Consider the following 16295-nt stretch of genomic DNA (forward strand, 5'->3'; position numbering starts at 1 on the left):
TTAGGGAGAGTGGTGAAGATTCGTACCAAGTATGGAGGGAGCCGCAACGAACGCCCCTCTTCGTTAGAACAAAAACTCCGGATGTGAGAGCCTCGCAACCTTTTATTAAAGTAAGCGCAACGAAGGGATAATAATAAGCAAGCCAATAGATAAGAGCACCACATCGAGATTATCGATAGAGTGCTCTTTTTGTTGAGAAGTTTTCTGCTTTTCTAGGTCGTTCTCCTATAAAGAGAGTTATACAAGTTCTTGACATTGTCCGGGATGATACGATTAGACTCCATTTTACTTCACGCGTTGTTTTACAATACTCTCAATGATAAGTCGGTGTCCAACCCTGGACCCAAGCCGAATCAATCCAGTCGTTCTTCCAGAAATGATATGTCGGTGTCCATCGGCAACGTTCGTTTGTATCCGAAAACGGTGAAAGTGATTTCTTCCGGTTCCAATGTTTAGTCCTGTTTGACCAGAATAGGAATGCCGATGACCTTGAGCCGTAGTGGTAGTACCCCTGAAATTATGACGGTGTTTTCCATCCTCGGGTATGAATAGGTCAGTCAGATTTCCAAAAGAATGTCTATGCCCATCCACGAATGAGGTCAAACCTTCCATGCGATGTCTAAATTGCACAGGCCCTCCGTTTCCTGATGCTTGCTTGATTCTTACCATTGTCATCATCCTTCCATTAAGGGATGATGGTAGAATATGCGGTTTCCGTAGGACTGGATTGGACGGAGAAGATCAGCAAGATGGATGAGCTAGGCAGAATTATCATTCGGTCAATTCATGGAATCTTGGTCATCATCCTGCTCGGACATGGAGCAGTTAAAACAGCGAAGAACTTATCCTCATATACAACTCCATCTAAAAATCCGTCTCGGCAATAAATCTATTTTTCCGCATTCTTTGCAATTCCCTACGTGCTCTCTCAACTCGTTCACATCCCTATATGAAAATTAACATTGAATGACTGTTCATTGCGTCAAATCCAAGTATACTAATGATATCATGGATAATACTGGATGAACGATGAAGGAAAGAAGGGGGAGAGCTGATGGCTCCATTATCACATTTTACGCAAAATAACGGTGTAAGCATTCACTATCTGGATTCAGGAGGGTCTTCCCCGCTAACGCCGGTATTGATCTGCCCGGGGCTGTCCGAGACGGCAGCGGAATATGAGGATTTGATCGCTTATTTGGCGCCTAGAAGATGCGTCGTATTATCGTTCAGGGGGAGAGGGCAGAGCGGCACGCCACTTTCGGGCTATGATTTGGGGGATCATGTCTCTGATATCGAAGCCGTCGTGCGAACCAGCGGACTGGAGCATTTTCATCTGTACGCCTATTCTAGAGGCGTGTCCTATGCGCTAGGTTATTTGCAGCAGCATGGTGACCGCGTCCAGTCGGTGATCGTCCAGGACTATCCGGCCCAGCATAAAGCGATGACCGAAGAATGGGCGGAAGATTATATTCATAACTATCTGATTCCCTACGAGCGGATGAACTATATTCGATCCGAGGCGGTGTGGGGCATTCAGAAGGAATCGCATCAAATACCATTTGAGTACCCCGTCGACCAAGCTGCACTTGTGCTCAGAGGACTGCTGGAGGGAAGCTTGTTGGACGATGAGGATGTGCAGCATTACACGCGAATGGCTAAGCGCATAACCGTCGAGGACTTCGAGCATTCCGGTCATGATATTCGCTCAGCGGAGCGGGACAAGCTCTTTGATGTGATCCAGACCTTTTTGAGCCGTAATGATGAATAAATGTTGGTATGAAAAGAAGCGGGGGGACTAGAGATTCTCTAATCTCCTCCTCCACCGCCATCCCCGCCGCTGTCTCCGGATGAAAGATCCGAGCTGTCGCTTTCCGCAGAACCGCCCTTGGACTTTCCGTGTCCGGATACGTCACCACCGGGAATAATAGGCACGCTACTGCTATCCTTATGTTGATTCGGATTGGAAGGGTTTTGTTTGTTTCGTTTGTAAGCCGAGATGATAATCATAAGGAATATCAAACCTAATAAGACGAATATGAGTGCCATGTTCAACCTCCTTTGACCACTTCAACTTCATCATAAGCTTAATAGAATGGTTTATGCAATCATGGGCGAGAAATAGGTAGGGGTCAATCGCATAGGGCAACCTTTCCTATCCCCTTTGCGTTTTAAAGGGTAATGGTTTAGATAAAGGAGAGGGCTTGGCGTGCGTAATCATATTCGGTTTCCGCTTGTTTTTATCGGAGCATTGTTACTCTGTATGTCGCTGGCAGCGGGCTGCTCCAATGATGAGTTTCACATGAAGCTTCGCTTGCTTGATCAGGAGTGGATCGAGAACAAGCTTATACAGGAAGGCTTTTCATTTGAGGAGAAAGATTTGTTTGAAATATATCGTCTGGACGTAGAGGGATTGCGATCGCAGAAGGCCTACGAACTGGACGACAATGAATCAAGTCTCTATATGTACATATTTGATTCCGAAGAAGAGCAATTCCAAGGACGGAAGCAGTTGGAGAGGCAGACGATTGCATTAAGCTACAAGCCCGCTTATTATGACATTAATAATGCGCTGCTCATTTATACAGACGGGGGCGTTCAGGATGATTCGTACAAGGAGCGAATCGATGAGCTGGCTCGCAATATGCGGAAGAAATAGGAAGACTGGCAAAGATGTCGATGAGCTTGATTCCCAAGCATTTGACGCTCTCCATATACCCCAATGAAAGGACTCTGATAGACGCCTGCACAGATGTCTATTGTGGTTGAAGCCATTAATGATTAATGCTGTGAAAGAAGGCGGATGCCTGTTTTTCTGCTCATCAGCCCAAACCAACTGCGCCTAACTGAATAGACTGCTATCATCATAGTACGATGGGCGGGGTAAGGCGATGTCTGGATCCGGAGATGATGACAACAAAGGACTATCAGCGGACGACCTGGCTCTAATTGCGGCCGTCGTAGTCGTGATCGGGGATATACTAGGCTTATTGGCGGTGCTTGCCGCAAGAAACGAGAAGTCAGAGGACGAGTCGGCGGAAGCGCAAGTATCCGGCAGAAAGTCCAGGCGTAAGAAAAAGAAGCGCACATCGACGTAATGGAAGCCCTCTCATCTGCATACCTTCATAGAAAGGAAAGGGTGGGAGGCGAGTGGGATGGCGGCTGAATACGCTTATTTGGCCTTTAGCTCAATCATCATGTTCGGCATCATAGGCGTCGTGATCGGATCTCTGGCGGCATTCATGAAGACAGATTCCAAAGATTATGATGAACAATTCGTCTGGCAGCGGAAAATTCAGGAATAAGTATCGATTAGCGGGGTATGCTACTTCTTGATTGCCCAATTGAAGGAGGTAGCGAAGCATGGAGTCAACGAGCAACCAGCAGTCGGATACGAGAGAACAGATTGTAGCGGTGCAGAAGAATGGCGATGGAGATTTGACGGCGTTCAAGACTTCCGCCGGACGCGTACTCGATTATGCCACGGCGCTTCAAGATGTACAGGCTGGACGAATCGCAGGCGTGAACGCGTTCAAAGGCCGCGATGGCGAGACTTACATCCGTGGCGATGCCGACGGCGATCCAACCAACAACCTGGATCAGCTTCCCATATTTGAATAGATAGCGGCAAATGAAAGAACAAAGGAGCCGGATGCCATTCCCGCCTGAGGAGTGCATCCGGCTCCTTTTTCATATCTGCTTAAGGCTCTCCATTCTCGAATACCAGCTTTGCCTCGCCTTATACCTCATAGGTTTTCCTCTGCTCCACGAACTGCATAGGGCCAGTCTGGCCACTGTGCTGCTCCATGGCGTCCCCATAATGCATCAGCCATACCTTCTGCTGAATAGCCTCTGGCAATTGCAGCAGCTCGTCGAGCGTGGCATGTACGACGCCTGGAGGTTCCAGCTGGCAGTCGTGGAAGATCGTCTCCACGCCGTCCTGCACAAGCTCTTCCAAAAGAGGCGCATCGAATTTCATATCCGCTGTATAGAAGAAGCGACGGTTGAATCGGAAGGAGAAGCTCGCTTTGCCATCAATATGTTTTGTCTGTATCGGCTCCACCTGGATTCCCGGGGCCAGCTCCACCGTTTTGCCCGGCGCAAGCGCCCGGACATCGAAGAAGTCCGACAACTCCTGCAGATTCCCCTGTGTCAGTCCGCCTCTCAGCGTATGCTCCCACAGCGGCTCCACTAATGGCTCGGCAATATAAAGCACTGGCTTGCGCTGATGCTTGAACAGCATCTGAAAGGCGTATTCCTCAAGCCCGCCTACATGATCGCCGTGAATGTGGCTGATCAGCACGCCATCTAATTGCGAGAAGTCCAGATCGGCTTCATGCAACGCCTTGGGCAGCGTAATGCCGCAATCCAGAAGCAGCCGGTAACCGCCGGCTTCAATCAGGGCGTTATTGTTGTAATAGCGTTTGGCAAAAGCGCTGCCGGTTCCAAGCATCGTAATCTGCATGATTTCTACCTCTCCCTTATGTAATCGCTCCCCTTCAATGTAACAAAATTTATAGGACAATGCCAACATCGGAAGCAAATTTGCCCATACCGACATACACTGTCAGAGCAGCAGGAAGAGTGGAGGAGAGTGGCCCCAGATGAGCAAGGGAAAAGGCAAGGTATCGAAGAAAAAGCAAATATCCAATGATCGGAAGCAAGTCACCTATAAGCTGGTTCTGTCCGATACATGCGCCGTATGCAAGACGCCTTGCGCGCGCGGTTTGAACTATTTGTCCCGTATGCAGGAACCGGGTGCGGTAGGGAAGGGCATACCTTGTATCCTAACAAAAACGTACGTCTGATTTCCCTGAATCATTTCCCAGGCAAGCGCAGATTTCAACAGCATTTGACAAAAGGGAAATCATTTGATCTCACGGTCAAAAAATGTTCCGAACAGCCGCAACTTTGTACAAGAAGAAGAGTATAACCTTACATTCAGAATATGCGGATGGGGGTTATGGCAGCCATGAATTTCAAGAAAGTGGCCATCTGGCTGATGCTGCTGTCTCTTTGCGGAGGGACGATCATCTTTGCGAATGCTGCTGCTCAGAAGGTGCGGGTGCTCATTAATGGCACCGAACTCGATTCGGGCGGCATTATCGTGGATGGCACGACATATTTGCCATTAAGGCAAGTTGCGGGTTCGATGCAAGCGATTGTGGAATGGGATAATGCAAGCAAGCGGGCAACGGTGTACAAGCCGAATGTCCATATGTTCATGTACCAGGGCAATAGCCCGTTCGGGGTTGTCAACAAAGGCTTCTCGGGCAAGATCAAAGTATTCTCCCAGATCGATAATTTGCAGACGGATATCAAATCTGTAAAAGTGACGATTACGGACCCAAGCGGCAGAGAAAAGCTCATTCAGAGCGAGAACGTGACGTCGTCGAATAACTTTTGGTTTGTTACAGAAGAATTCGATTATAAATTTGATGCCGTCGGAACCTATACGGTGCGATTCTATATGAAGGTAACGGATGCCGACGATTGGGCGGTTGTCTCCGAGAAGGAGATTCCAGCTATTGTGCCCAAAAAATAATGAAATGCTGCCCCGTTCATGACGGGGCATTTGTTTGACCTTATGCATCCTGACATGGTACGATGGGCAAGTATGACTACTTAATTGAAATGGGGTAACAAACATGAGCGAGCATAAGCACGAGCATGGGGAAGATTGCGGATGCGGACAAGACCATGAGCATGAAGAGCATGTCTTTATCGTAACAAATGATGAAGGCGAAGAGCGCGAGATGGTAATGGTATACACGTTCGAATCCGAGGAAAAGGTATATGCTGTTCTGCTGGATCGTCAAGATCCTGAACAAGACGGCGTTATCTTCCGCATCGAAGAAGAAGATGAGGAAGCGTTCCTGGTCGGCATCGAGGATGACGAAGAGTGGGATCGCGTAACGGCTATCTATGAAGAAATCGCTCGCACAGAGAACGAAGACCAATAAGGTCCAGTCTCCATCTGCGACATGACAGAGGGGCTCTCCCGCAGGATTATTCCTGGCGGAGAGCCCCTCTTTGCGATCATTAGCCAATCTAGTGCTGCGATTATTTTCTGGGATTGTAATAGATCGTCCGGCCATTGAACATGGTTAGCTCGGCTGCAAGCGACTTCGCCATATACCGGCAAAGCTCATTCGCCTTCGCCTTGTCGCCATGCGTCGCTTCGTCCGGAAGCACGACCTGGATGCAAGGTACTTGCTCGCCCGCGACGGATTGTGCCATGCCCGGGCCGATAATCATATGTTTGTAATGAACGTTGATGCCTTTCAGGTAGAACCATCGCTCATCCCCGGAGGATTCGATCGTATAGGGGAAGGCGGCTCCGGCATAATCCCAGCCAAGCTGCTCGCCGGTCTTGGCTGTCTGTTCCTGGTAGCGGAGCAGCGTGCCTTGAATATGCTCGAGCGTCAGTTCCTGGTCCTCGGAGCCTTTCACCAGCTTAATGTAAGCGCTCTGACTCATCGCCGATCACCTCAAGCCCATCATAGCATGGGCCCGAGGAAGCTGGCAATAAGAGGAAGCATTAAGAAATCGCAGTTTCTTCCACGATAACTTTTACGAACTGGATGCTGCGGTCTTCCGGTCCTTTGACTGGCAATCCGACTTCCACGTGATCGACGATGTAGTCGATATTTTTTTGCGAGATAACCTCACCCGGCAGCAGAATCGGAATGCCCGGCGGGTAGACATAGATGAATTCAGCGATGATCCTTCCTGCGGATTCCTTGAACGGGACAACCTCCGTCTGGGCGTAGAACGCATCGCGCGGCGTAAGCGACAGCTGCGGAATATCAGGTATCTTCACCACAAGCTCGCGTGCTTCGGCGCCTTCGTAGAAGGCAGCGGACAGGCCTTTTAGCGCCTCCACCAATTTTGCTACCGATTCGGAGGTATCTCCAGGCGTAACTAGGCAAAGAATGTTATACATATCGCTCATTTCGATTTCCAAATTATAGTTGTCTCGCAGCCAATTTTCCGTCTCGTAGCCCGTAGTGCCGAGATGACGAACATGGATAGTCACTTTCGTCGGGTCGTAATCGAATGTAGCTTCATCGCCAAGAATTTCTTCGCCGAAGCAATACAGGCCCGGAATCTCGTTAATCTGCTGACGCGCGCTTTGAGCGAGTGCAATCGCCCGTTCTGCGATGTCGCGGCCGTTCAGCGCCAGATTGCGGCGGGAAGTGTCCAGCGATGCCAGCAATATATAAGAGGTCGAAGTTGTCGTCAGCATGCTGATGACGGTCTGTACGCGCTGCGGATTGACGCGCCCTTTGCGAATGTTAAGCACGGAGCTTTGCGTCATGGAGCCGCCCAGCTTATGGACGCTTGTAGCAGCCATGTCGGCGCCGGCTTGCATCGCAGACATCGGCAGCTTGTCGTGGAAGTGGATCAGCACGCCATGCGCCTCGTCAACAAGGACAGGGATGTCGTAGCCATGGACCAGATCAACGATTTCCTTCAAGTTCGCGCAGATGCCGTAGTATGTTGGATTGATGACAAGCACGGCTTTGGCGTCGGGGTGCCTCTCAAGCGCCTTGCGGACCGAGCGCGTCGTAATGCCATGGTCGATGCCCAGGTTATTGTCTCTGGCAGGCGAGATGAAGACCGGTCTGGCGCCTGCGAAAATAATCGCGGCCATGATCGATTTGTGAATATTGCGCGGGACGATAATTTTATCGCCTGGCGCGCAGACGGACATAATCATCGTGATGATGGCGCCGCTAGTTCCTTGCACCGAGAAGTACGTATAGTCGGCTCCGAATGCATCGGCAGCCAGCTTCTGTGCTTCCTCGATCACGCCCGTAGGCTGATGCAGGTCATCCAGCGGGGCTATATTAATGAGATCGATCGACAAGGCGTTGTCGCCGATGAATTCACGAAACTCGGAATCGCTTCCGAGGCCTTTCTTGTGGCCCGGAATATGGAACTGAACGGGATTCTGCTCCGCATGTTGGCGAAGCGCAGTGAAGAGCGGGGTTTTTTTATGGTCCAACGCTATCATCCCTGCCTTTCCTGATAAGATGTACAAACAAAATAGAGTATAACAAAAACAAAGGGGATTGCAAGAAGCTTTTTATGAGGAAAGTACGGCTTGGAAGGGCAGCTTGGCATTTGTTCTTGAATTGTTCATAGATTGCTACTTTTGGGATATGGTACGATAGTTTGGTGGAGGGATAGCAGGATGAAAGACAAGCGATTACTTATAGTGATGTCCATACTTATGATTACCTTTATTGGCTTCGGCATTATCATCCCGGTTATGCCGGAAATTATTCAGGCTGCGGACCCTAGGAGCGCGGAGATCCATACAGGGAGAATGCTGGCGCTCTACTCTCTGGTTTCGTTTATTTTATCTCCAATATGGGGGACCTGGTCCGACCGGATCGGCAGACGCCCGATTATTTTGACAGGCCTGATCGGCTTCTCTGCGAGCTTTCTGTTATTCGGGCTTGCAGGAGACAATCTGACACTCATGTATGTTTCGCGTGCGCTTGGAGGCTTGTTCTCCGGAGCGGTCGCATCTGTCATCGTCGCTTATGTGGCGGACATTACGCCGCCGGAGCAGCGGACGAAGGGGATGGGGCTTGTCGGCATGTCCATCGGCCTCGGGTTTACGCTTGGGCCGGGAGTAGGCGGCTTGCTGAGCGTCTTCTCGCTGAGTACACCGTTTTTTGCCGCAGCAGCTTTGGCGCTGGTCACGTTCGTACTTGCCTCGTGGAAGCTGAAGGAGTCGCTTACGCCTGACAAGCGCAAGCTTAAGTCGGAGAAGCGGGTGTCCAGATGGACGGCCTTTAGGGGTCCGCTCAAATATTTGTACGTTCTTGCCTTTTTTGTAACCTTTACACTGGCGGGCATGGAAGCTACACTTCAGTTTTTCGGCATGAAGCGCTTTGACGTCACGCCGCTTCAAGTAGGCCTCCTGTTCTTCGTATGCGGTCTAGTAGGCGCGCTTGTACAAGGCGGTGTCGTTCGCCGCATGATCAAGAAGGGCGAAGAGCCGAAGTATATTGCTATCGGCCTGGTTATTTCAGCGCTAGGGTTTTTCCTGTTGCTGTTCGCACATTCGCTGTGGTGGGCAATTATGTCGCTGGCCGTATTCGGCATTGGCAATGCGCTGATCCGTCCTTGCGTTACTTCGTTAATTACGCAGAAGACGACAGTGGGACAAGGCGTCGCCTCCGGACTCAGCTCGTCTATGGACAGCCTGGGCCGCATTGCTGGGCCGCTGCTGGGCTCCCTGCTCTTTACGGTGCAGATGGGCCTGCCGTATTTGCTAGGTGGCATCTTGTGCCTGGCGGCGCTGCTGCTGGTCGTCAGATTCCGGTTTCTCGACGGCGCGCAGGAGAAGGAAAGAGCCGTTTCCTCCTAATCGCTGGAGCAGTACATCATAAATAAATCTGTATGAGAACCCGCAGGACAAGCCTTATGGCTGGTCTTGCGGGTTTTTCTTTAGCAGGGGGCCATCATGTTCGAGTTTTGTCTGCTTGCTGATGCATGTCGGTCTTTGGAATGCCTATTTTCCCCGACCAAAGTCTAATTCAGGCTCCGCCCAGCGAAGAGGTTCAATAACCGTCTCGAGACGTTTTTCCTGTTCTTTTCCAATCCGTATGATTAGAACAGACAAAACAGATCACCAAAGTTGGAGAAGGAGATTGAGCCTGAATGATGCACAAAATGACAAAATGGTCTTTCCGTAACAAGGCGGCGATCGGCTTATTGGTCGTAATGGCGCTAGTTATGGGGGTGATCAGCTATTTCCGGCTGCCGATGGAATTTCTGCCGTCGGCGGACAATCCGCAGGTTGTGATTGCGGCTATGGGCCAAGGTAGCGATGCCGGCACCATGGAGAAGCAAGTCACGAATCCGCTGGAGGAAGCGGTAATGTTCGTGAAAGGAAAGACGTCGGTTTTCTCTACAACGGGAGACGGCTATTCGCAAATTATTGTACATTACGACTCCAAAACAGACATGAAGGAAGCGAAGGCGGAGATCGAGACTGCGATAGCTGCTGTGAAGTTGCCGGCAGGTGTCATGAAGCCATTCGTCGTTCAGCAGAACACCTCGATGATTCCAATCGGCTGGATGATGCTTTCCTATGAAGCTGGACTTAGCCAGACGGAGAAGGAGAAGAAGCTGGAGAGCGTTCTTGCTTCACTCAAAAATATCGAAGGTGCCGGGCAGATTGTGGTCACAGGACGGTCCCATTCGACGGTAACGGTAAAACCCGATGCCAAGAAGCTGGAGGCTGCCGGCGTTCCTGTTCAAGCCTTGCTGGGCGTGCTTCAAGGCAGAGGTGTGTCGGTATCCCTCGGTGAGAAAAACATCGAAGGCACTCTCGCCAATGTGAATGTCGTCGATACCGTATCCGGCAAGGAAATGCTGGAATCGCTGCCGGTAGTGCCAGGAATAAAGCTTGCCGATGTGGCAGAAGTGGAAATTGGGGCTTCCCAGGACAGCATAAGCCGTATGAACGGCAAGGAAGCGGTCATGATTACGATCGCCAAGTCGGGAGAAGCCAATGCGGTGAAGGTCGGCAACGGGATCAAGGAGAAAATGGAGCAGCTGAATGCGGAGCATGACGGGATTGAATTGACGCTGCCGCTAAGCACCTCCGAGTCGATCACGCATTCCGTCAATAGCATGATGAGGGAAGTGCTGCTCGGCGCATTGTTCGCAACGATCGTCATTCTGCTATTCATGCGCAATTTCAAAGCGACGATCGTAACGATCGTTTCGATTCCGCTATCGCTGGGTATCACATTGTACTTGCTGCAAGTATCCGGCGTGTCGCTCAACATCATCACGCTGGGCGGCGTGGCTGTCGCGGTCGGCCGGCTGGTGGACGACAGCATTGTCGTCATCGAGAACATCTATAGAAGGCTTCAGCGAGAGGCGTTCTCCATCAAGCTCATTACGGACGCGACGAAAGAAGTAGCGTCGGCGATTACATCGTCCACGATCGTAACCGTAGCCGTCTTCCTGCCAATGGGCTTGCTTCGCGGCTCGCTGCAGGACTTCCTGCTTCCATTCGCCCTGACCGTCACGTATTCCTTGCTTGCTTCGCTGCTTGTAGCCTTGACGGTTGTGCCGCTGCTAAGCGCCGTATTGCTGCGGGGAACGAAGGAGGCGGCGCATACGGGTTCGCCGCGCTTCTCGGCCTTTATCGCCTGGAACCTGAAGCATAAGTGGCTGCCGCTTGTCCTGTCGGTTGTGCTTCTCGCTGGCTCGGTCGGCGCCTATGTGGCGATGCCCAAGGGGGCGCTGGATTCCTCCAGTGCGGAGAACGTAAGCGTCGAGCTCCATTATGCCGGCGATACGCCGTCCAGCGAGGTTAGAAGCGCGGGTGAGAAGCTTGAGAGCTATATGCTGAACCATGCCTCAGTAGAGTGGGTCATGATGTCGCTGGGCAATAGCGCCGACAGCGCGCAATACGGGCAAGTCGGCTCGCCTACCCTGGTCTCGTACATTATTGACTTGAAGGAAGGAGTAGATGCCGAAGTCTTTATGGAGGATGTGCGCAATCAGAAGCCGGAGTACGCGAAAGCCGATCTTCAGGCAAATGCCGTGGATCTGATGATGGGCGGCGGATCATCGACGATCTATGTCGATGTGACTGGGGATCATCTGGACCAATTGGCAGAGACGGCTGCCAAGCTTCAGCAGGAGATCGCATCTATTACAGGCGTGCTGAAGGTAGAGAGCAACCTGGAGGAGCAGAAAACCGTGTATACGTATCATCTGAAGCCGGAGAAGGCGAGCGGGGAGCAAGTGGCGATGCAATTGCACAGCCTATTGAATCCGACGCCGATCGGCGCTATACAGGTAGACGGAGAAGAGACGGGGGTGCTGCTGCTTCCTGTTGCGAGTCCGGGCAGCCGGACTGAACTGAACGCGCTAACCGTTATGACGGATGAAGGTCCGCAGCCGATCGGCTCGGTAGCGGAACTGACGAAGTCAGAGCAGCCGTCGCTGTATTATCACAAGGATGGCAAACCCTATCTTCGCGTCACTGCCAGTGTAGACCCGAAGCAGCTTTCCGTTATTGGCGCCGATATTACGAAAGCAGTGACCGCCCTGGCGCTACCGGATGGCGTCAAGGCATCGGTAGGCGGGGCCTCTGCGGATCAGATGGATGATTTTGCGGATTTGGGCTTCACCGCACTGATCTCGATCGGCCTCGTATATCTGATTATGGTGCTGACGTTCAAGACGCTTAGAGCGCCGCTTGCGATTATGATTTCGCTGCCGCTTGCAGCCATCGGCGCGATTACAGGGTTGCTGGTCTCCGGGATCACACCGGACTTCACGTCGATGTTCGGAGCCCTCATGCTGATCGGCATCGTCGTGACGAATGCGATTGTACTGATCGACAGGGTGAAGCAGAACGAAGCGACCATGACGGTGCGCGACGCTCTTATCGAAGCGGCAACGACCAGAATGCGGCCCATCGTCATGACCGCGCTTGCTACCATCAGCGCCATGCTGCCGCTCGTATTCGGCAATCATGAATCCGGCAGCATTGTATCCCAGAGCCTAGCCATCGTCGTCATTGGCGGCTTGACCGCCGCCACGCTGCTGACGCTCATTATCGTTCCATGCGTGTATGAGCTGCTGTTCTTCCGGAAGTCCCGCAGGCAGAGAAGGGACGTCCATCGCGAAGGAGTGGCAGAAGCAGCGGCGGCATCCGAGATTTAATAAGCTGTCGGAAGTGCGCTCTATGAGCACCCTATAAAAAAGGCTGTCCGGGAAACAATGCCCGGGCAGCCTATCTCTACATATGAATACCGTTTCATTAAACCGAGCAAGCCATCCGATAGATCGGCATGAGCTGCTCATACGTGGCCGATGCGTAAGCGAGCAGAGCGTCGCCGTCATGCAGCAGCTTATCGTCGGCCTTGACATGGCGACCGATGAGCAGCTCTGCTTTCTGCACGTCGCGGAAGCGGATAAGCGCCTGCTTCCAGTCCTCATCGGACATATCACCGATGACCGTGCAATCCTTCTTCATGTGGTCCATCGACAGCACATAATCGGCAGGCACAACAGCCTTTACCTCATCCAGATGGTTCATCAGATGAGCGGCAATTCCTTTTTTGTTCGGCACCTCATAGATCAAGGCAAGCCACAGGAACAGATGGTCATCGAACAGCCCCAGCTGGAAGTGGGGATGAGCCTTGTAGCCTCGTTTGTTATCGCATATCGATAACCAGGTGTCCTTCGGCGGATTCACCTTGCGGCGCGCATGCCGGGCGATATGCAGATGCATCTCCTTCCCGGCTGACGGAGCAAGCTCGGCCGTTAGTCGCTCGCCCAGCGCCCGGAATTTGGGCTGGATTCTCTCCTGAATCCCTTGCATGCGCTCCTCAAGGCCTTGCATCTGGAATACATCGAAATCATGGGATGTAAAGCCCTCCAAGGAGGAGGGTAAGGCGGTGGATGTGGTCGTCATGATCAGAGCTCCTTTATACGAAATATTGGTTATATGAACAATAACGTATCTCAAAAAATAATGATTATCATTATAGGCTAATTCGAAGTTCTTATCAACCGGATGGGCAGCAGAGAGCCTTTTTTTGAACGTAAAGACGGTCTCTTCGGAAAATTAGTCAATAATCCAAGTTGCCATAACATATGATGGAGTATAAGATATTAATAAGAACAAATTATCAGAACATTTCGTCAACTATACTAACCAAGGGAGGGATTGCCGTGAACAAAAGCTATGAGGTCGAGTATTGCAATTTGGAGCTGCGATTCGAACGCCGGCAAATCCAAAATCTCATCCGTGATCTTATTCAGGAAGGGTACTCCTTGTATTGGAGCGAGACGGAGGGACAGTTTCTGGTGTCGATACGCACCGGACGCAAGCTGGTGAAGCTGCATTTCCAACGTATGAAAAACCGGTACAAAATTGTGGGCGATTATGTCATCAAGGATGAAAAGCTCTCGGAACTGCTGGAAAAGCTGATTAATGACACACGTGGACATGCGGTCGTGAAGCGGATCAAGGATCGTCAAATCGTAATCGAGAATATTATGTTCGGTGAGATTATACGACTTGTGGAGGTGTCAGGAATGGAGCACCGGATTATTTATCAGAAGAAACCTTTTATCACGATAGAAGAAATGATCAAGGCCTTTCAATCGAAGCGGGCGGAGGAGCGGGTTGCCGTGCTTAGGTATGAGCTGGACTACGAGTTGTCTGTCCTGCACGAGGCTTTGGAGGCCAATGACGAGGAAGCGGTTACATTATCGAAGGAGCGGCTGACTGCGCTTCGGTCAGAGATGCTGCAGCTGGAGCTGTAACGGATGATTGTCCATCGCCAAAGTCTTCAATTAGAACGATCTTATGCCGGACGCCGGGGGCGAAAAGCATGGGGTCGTTTTTATGTGCGAATGAGCGGATATAAGAAAAACTTTGGACTTCAGTTAAGAAAACTAATGGCTCACAGCGACATTTTTCGGAGCAAACGGTTTTCATATCCGTTCAAAAAGAGTAGAATAAAGCTATTGTGACTAAATATAATGACGAAGGATGGAAGAACCAGATGTCAAAACAACAGATTGGCGTAATTGGAATGGCCGTCATGGGCAAGAATCTTGCTCTTAATATTGAAAGCAGAGGTTTTACGGTATCCGTATTCAACCGTTCCCGCGAGAAGACGGATGAGCTGATGAAGGAAGCGGCCGGCAAGAACCTGGTGCCTACTTTTACAATTGAAGAATTTGTACAATCCCTTGAGACGCCTCGCAAAATTCTAATCATGGTACAAGCAGGCGCAGGTACGGACGCAACAATCGATTCCCTTGTTCCGCTTCTGGATCAAGGCGACATCATCATCGACGGAGGCAACGCGTACTTCCCTGATACGCAGCGCCGCAGCAAAGATCTGGAGGCGAAAGGCTTCCGCTTTATCGGTACTGGCGTATCCGGCGGTGAAGAAGGCGCACTGAAAGGACCGTCCATCATGCCTGGCGGCCAGAAGTCCGCTTATGAGCTGGTTGAGCCGATTCTGACGGCTATCTCTGCCAAAGTCGGCGAAGACGCATGCTGCACGTACATCGGTCCGGACGGAGCGGGCCATTACGTGAAGATGGTTCACAACGGCATCGAGTACGGCGACATGCAATTGATCTGCGAAGCTTACGACCTGCTGAAGAACGTACTGGGCGTCAGCACCGAAGAACTGCATGAAATTTTCACAGAGTGGAACAAAGGCGAGCTGGACAGCTACCTGATCGAGATCACTCGTGATATCTTCTCGAAGTATGATCCAGAGACGGGCAAACCGATGGTTGACGTTATTCTGGACTCTGCCGGCCAGAAGGGCACAGGCAAATGGACAAGCCAAAGCTCCCTTGATCTGGGCGTTCCGCTGTCCATCATTACTGAATCCGTATTTACGCGCTTCTTGTCCGCTATGAAGGATGAGCGCGTCGCTGCAAGCAAAGTGCTGAAAGGACCAGCGAAGGTTCCATTCCAAGGCGACAAGGCAGCGTTCATCGAAGCGGTTCGCAAAGCGCTGTTCGCGAGCAAAATCTGCTCGTATGCACAAGGCTTCGCACAAATGCGCGCTGCATCTGAAGAGTACGGCTGGGATCTGCGCTACGGCGACATCGCGATGATCTTCCGCGGCGGCTGCATTATCCGCGCCCGCTTCCTGCAAAATATTAAAGACGCGTATGACCGCGATCCTGAGCTGCGCAACCTGCTGCTTGATTCGTACTTCCAAAATATCGTGGAATCGTACCAAGGCGCATGGCGTGAAGTGGTTGCAACAGCTGTGACTAGCGGCGTTCCGGTACCGGCGTTCGCAAGCGCGCTGGCTTACTTCGACAGCTACCGCACAGAGCGTCTGCCAGCGAACCTGCTGCAAGCGCAGCGCGATTACTTCGGAGCTCACACGTTCAAGCGTGTGGACAAAGAAGGTTCGTTCCACTTCAACTGGCTGCAATCCTAAGACTCACGGTCCTGGATAAGGCCATGGGAAGCTTGCTTAAGCCAGAGTCTTAACCGGTCAGCTTCTTGATCGCAGTAATGCCTGCGCTGAATAAGCGCCATGGAGGCTTCGGCAAAGTATAGAAAGTTTTGCAACAGGCGTGGCTGCGACAGTCCCATCAACGATGGGTCTTCGTCAGCCACCTTTTTTTTGATATAACCCAGCATCCATACCACATCATCTCGGCATAGGGGATGCTCGGGGTCAAGGATGAGGTCGATTCTTTTTTGCGTTAAGAATAGGGAATTGGGGTAGGATTCGCTTGACATAAGCGCA

The 16295-nt window shown here is 51.3% G+C and carries 19 protein-coding genes; 12 read left to right on the top strand and 7 right to left on the bottom strand.

Features of this window, described 5'->3' with window-relative positions; translation table 11 throughout:
- Positions 1–285: 285 nt before the first annotated feature.
- On the bottom strand, positions 286–678 hold the full coding sequence (locus ACFVSO_RS13655) for a YmaF family protein (protein WP_387474349.1): 393 nt from the start codon (positions 676–678) through the stop codon (positions 286–288).
- Positions 679–1054: 376 nt separating this feature from the next.
- On the opposite strand from ACFVSO_RS13655, the gene ACFVSO_RS13660 reads away from it, so the two are divergent.
- Complete coding sequence (locus tag ACFVSO_RS13660) at positions 1055–1771, top strand: alpha/beta fold hydrolase (RefSeq protein ID WP_387474351.1); 717 nt, start codon at positions 1055–1057, stop codon at positions 1769–1771.
- A 38-nt stretch (positions 1772–1809) separates the two neighbouring features.
- Here the strand turns inward: ACFVSO_RS13660 and ACFVSO_RS13665 are convergent, their stop codons facing one another.
- Positions 1810–2049: a hypothetical protein gene (locus tag ACFVSO_RS13665; protein ID WP_387474353.1), complete on the bottom strand. Its 240-nt coding sequence runs from the start codon at positions 2047–2049 to the stop codon at positions 1810–1812.
- Positions 2050–2209: 160 nt separating this feature from the next.
- On the opposite strand from ACFVSO_RS13665, the gene ACFVSO_RS13670 reads away from it, so the two are divergent.
- The 4 genes from ACFVSO_RS13670 to ACFVSO_RS13685 all read left to right on the top strand — a co-directional run bounded on the left by ACFVSO_RS13670 (position 2210) and on the right by ACFVSO_RS13685 (position 3621).
- A complete protein-coding gene (locus ACFVSO_RS13670) occupies positions 2210–2659 on the top strand; it encodes a hypothetical protein (RefSeq protein ID WP_387474355.1) in 450 nt (149 codons plus the stop codon).
- Positions 2660–2891: 232 nt separating this feature from the next.
- The gene (locus ACFVSO_RS13675; protein WP_387474357.1) at positions 2892–3098 is read left to right on the top strand and encodes a hypothetical protein; all 207 of its coding nucleotides are present in this window, start codon (positions 2892–2894) and stop codon (positions 3096–3098) included.
- A gap of 57 nt (positions 3099–3155) precedes the next feature.
- Positions 3156–3305 (top strand): hypothetical protein, encoded by a 150-nt coding sequence (locus ACFVSO_RS13680; RefSeq protein WP_387474359.1) that lies wholly within the window; start codon positions 3156–3158, stop codon positions 3303–3305.
- A gap of 58 nt (positions 3306–3363) precedes the next feature.
- The gene (locus tag ACFVSO_RS13685) at positions 3364–3621 is read left to right on the top strand and encodes a DUF3892 domain-containing protein (RefSeq protein ID WP_387474361.1); all 258 of its coding nucleotides are present in this window, start codon (positions 3364–3366) and stop codon (positions 3619–3621) included.
- Between the two features lie 118 nt (positions 3622–3739).
- Here ACFVSO_RS13685 and ACFVSO_RS13690 read toward each other — a convergent pair whose 3' ends face one another.
- Positions 3740–4465 (bottom strand): MBL fold metallo-hydrolase, encoded by a 726-nt coding sequence (locus ACFVSO_RS13690; protein ID WP_387474363.1) that lies wholly within the window; start codon positions 4463–4465, stop codon positions 3740–3742.
- 139 nt (positions 4466–4604) lie between these two features.
- Here ACFVSO_RS13690 and ACFVSO_RS13695 point away from each other — a divergent pair, with 139 nt between their 5' ends.
- The 3 genes from ACFVSO_RS13695 to ACFVSO_RS13705 all read left to right on the top strand — a co-directional run bounded on the left by ACFVSO_RS13695 (position 4605) and on the right by ACFVSO_RS13705 (position 5963).
- Positions 4605–4808: a hypothetical protein gene (locus ACFVSO_RS13695; protein ID WP_387474365.1), complete on the top strand. Its 204-nt coding sequence runs from the start codon at positions 4605–4607 to the stop codon at positions 4806–4808.
- Between the two features lie 164 nt (positions 4809–4972).
- A complete protein-coding gene (locus tag ACFVSO_RS13700) occupies positions 4973–5545 on the top strand; it encodes a stalk domain-containing protein (RefSeq protein WP_387474367.1) in 573 nt (190 codons plus the stop codon).
- Positions 5546–5648: 103 nt separating this feature from the next.
- Positions 5649–5963: a DUF1292 domain-containing protein gene (locus ACFVSO_RS13705; protein WP_387474369.1), complete on the top strand. Its 315-nt coding sequence runs from the start codon at positions 5649–5651 to the stop codon at positions 5961–5963.
- A 100-nt stretch (positions 5964–6063) separates the two neighbouring features.
- Here ACFVSO_RS13705 and ACFVSO_RS13710 read toward each other — a convergent pair whose 3' ends face one another.
- Both ACFVSO_RS13710 and ACFVSO_RS13715 read right to left on the bottom strand, forming a co-directional pair.
- A complete protein-coding gene (locus ACFVSO_RS13710) occupies positions 6064–6480 on the bottom strand; it encodes a DUF1885 family protein (protein ID WP_387474371.1) in 417 nt (138 codons plus the stop codon).
- A gap of 61 nt (positions 6481–6541) precedes the next feature.
- Positions 6542–8011, bottom strand: a complete 1470-nt coding sequence (locus tag ACFVSO_RS13715) for an aminotransferase class I/II-fold pyridoxal phosphate-dependent enzyme (RefSeq protein WP_387475327.1) — start codon at positions 8009–8011, stop codon at positions 6542–6544.
- 189 nt (positions 8012–8200) lie between these two features.
- Between ACFVSO_RS13715 and ACFVSO_RS13720 the strand changes: the two genes are divergently transcribed.
- Positions 8201–9388 (top strand): MFS transporter, encoded by a 1188-nt coding sequence (locus ACFVSO_RS13720; RefSeq protein WP_387474373.1) that lies wholly within the window; start codon positions 8201–8203, stop codon positions 9386–9388.
- Between the two features lie 293 nt (positions 9389–9681).
- Entirely contained in the window at positions 9682–12714 is a 3033-nt protein-coding gene (locus ACFVSO_RS13725) for an efflux RND transporter permease subunit (protein ID WP_387474375.1), read from the top strand.
- Positions 12715–12811: 97 nt separating this feature from the next.
- Here ACFVSO_RS13725 and ACFVSO_RS13730 read toward each other — a convergent pair whose 3' ends face one another.
- On the bottom strand, positions 12812–13468 hold the full coding sequence (locus ACFVSO_RS13730; RefSeq protein WP_387474377.1) for a DUF1054 domain-containing protein: 657 nt from the start codon (positions 13466–13468) through the stop codon (positions 12812–12814).
- Between the two features lie 260 nt (positions 13469–13728).
- On the opposite strand from ACFVSO_RS13730, the gene ACFVSO_RS13735 reads away from it, so the two are divergent.
- Positions 13729–14325 carry a hypothetical protein gene (locus ACFVSO_RS13735; RefSeq protein ID WP_387474379.1) on the top strand — a complete coding sequence of 199 codons (597 nt, stop codon included), beginning with the start codon at positions 13729–13731 and terminating at the stop codon, positions 14323–14325.
- 242 nt (positions 14326–14567) lie between these two features.
- Positions 14568–15980, top strand: coding sequence for an NADP-dependent phosphogluconate dehydrogenase (gndA, locus tag ACFVSO_RS13740; protein WP_387474381.1), 1413 nt, complete (start codon positions 14568–14570; stop codon positions 15978–15980).
- Here gndA and ACFVSO_RS13745 read toward each other — a convergent pair.
- A complete protein-coding gene (locus tag ACFVSO_RS13745) occupies positions 15977–16288 on the bottom strand; it encodes a hypothetical protein (protein WP_387474383.1) in 312 nt (103 codons plus the stop codon). The genes gndA and ACFVSO_RS13745 overlap by 4 nt on opposite strands.
- Positions 16289–16295: the final 7 nt, after the last annotated feature.

Source organism: Paenibacillus sp. NPDC057967 (assembly GCF_042887015.1).
In the GTDB taxonomy this organism is placed as follows: domain Bacteria; phylum Bacillota; class Bacilli; order Paenibacillales; family Paenibacillaceae; genus Pristimantibacillus.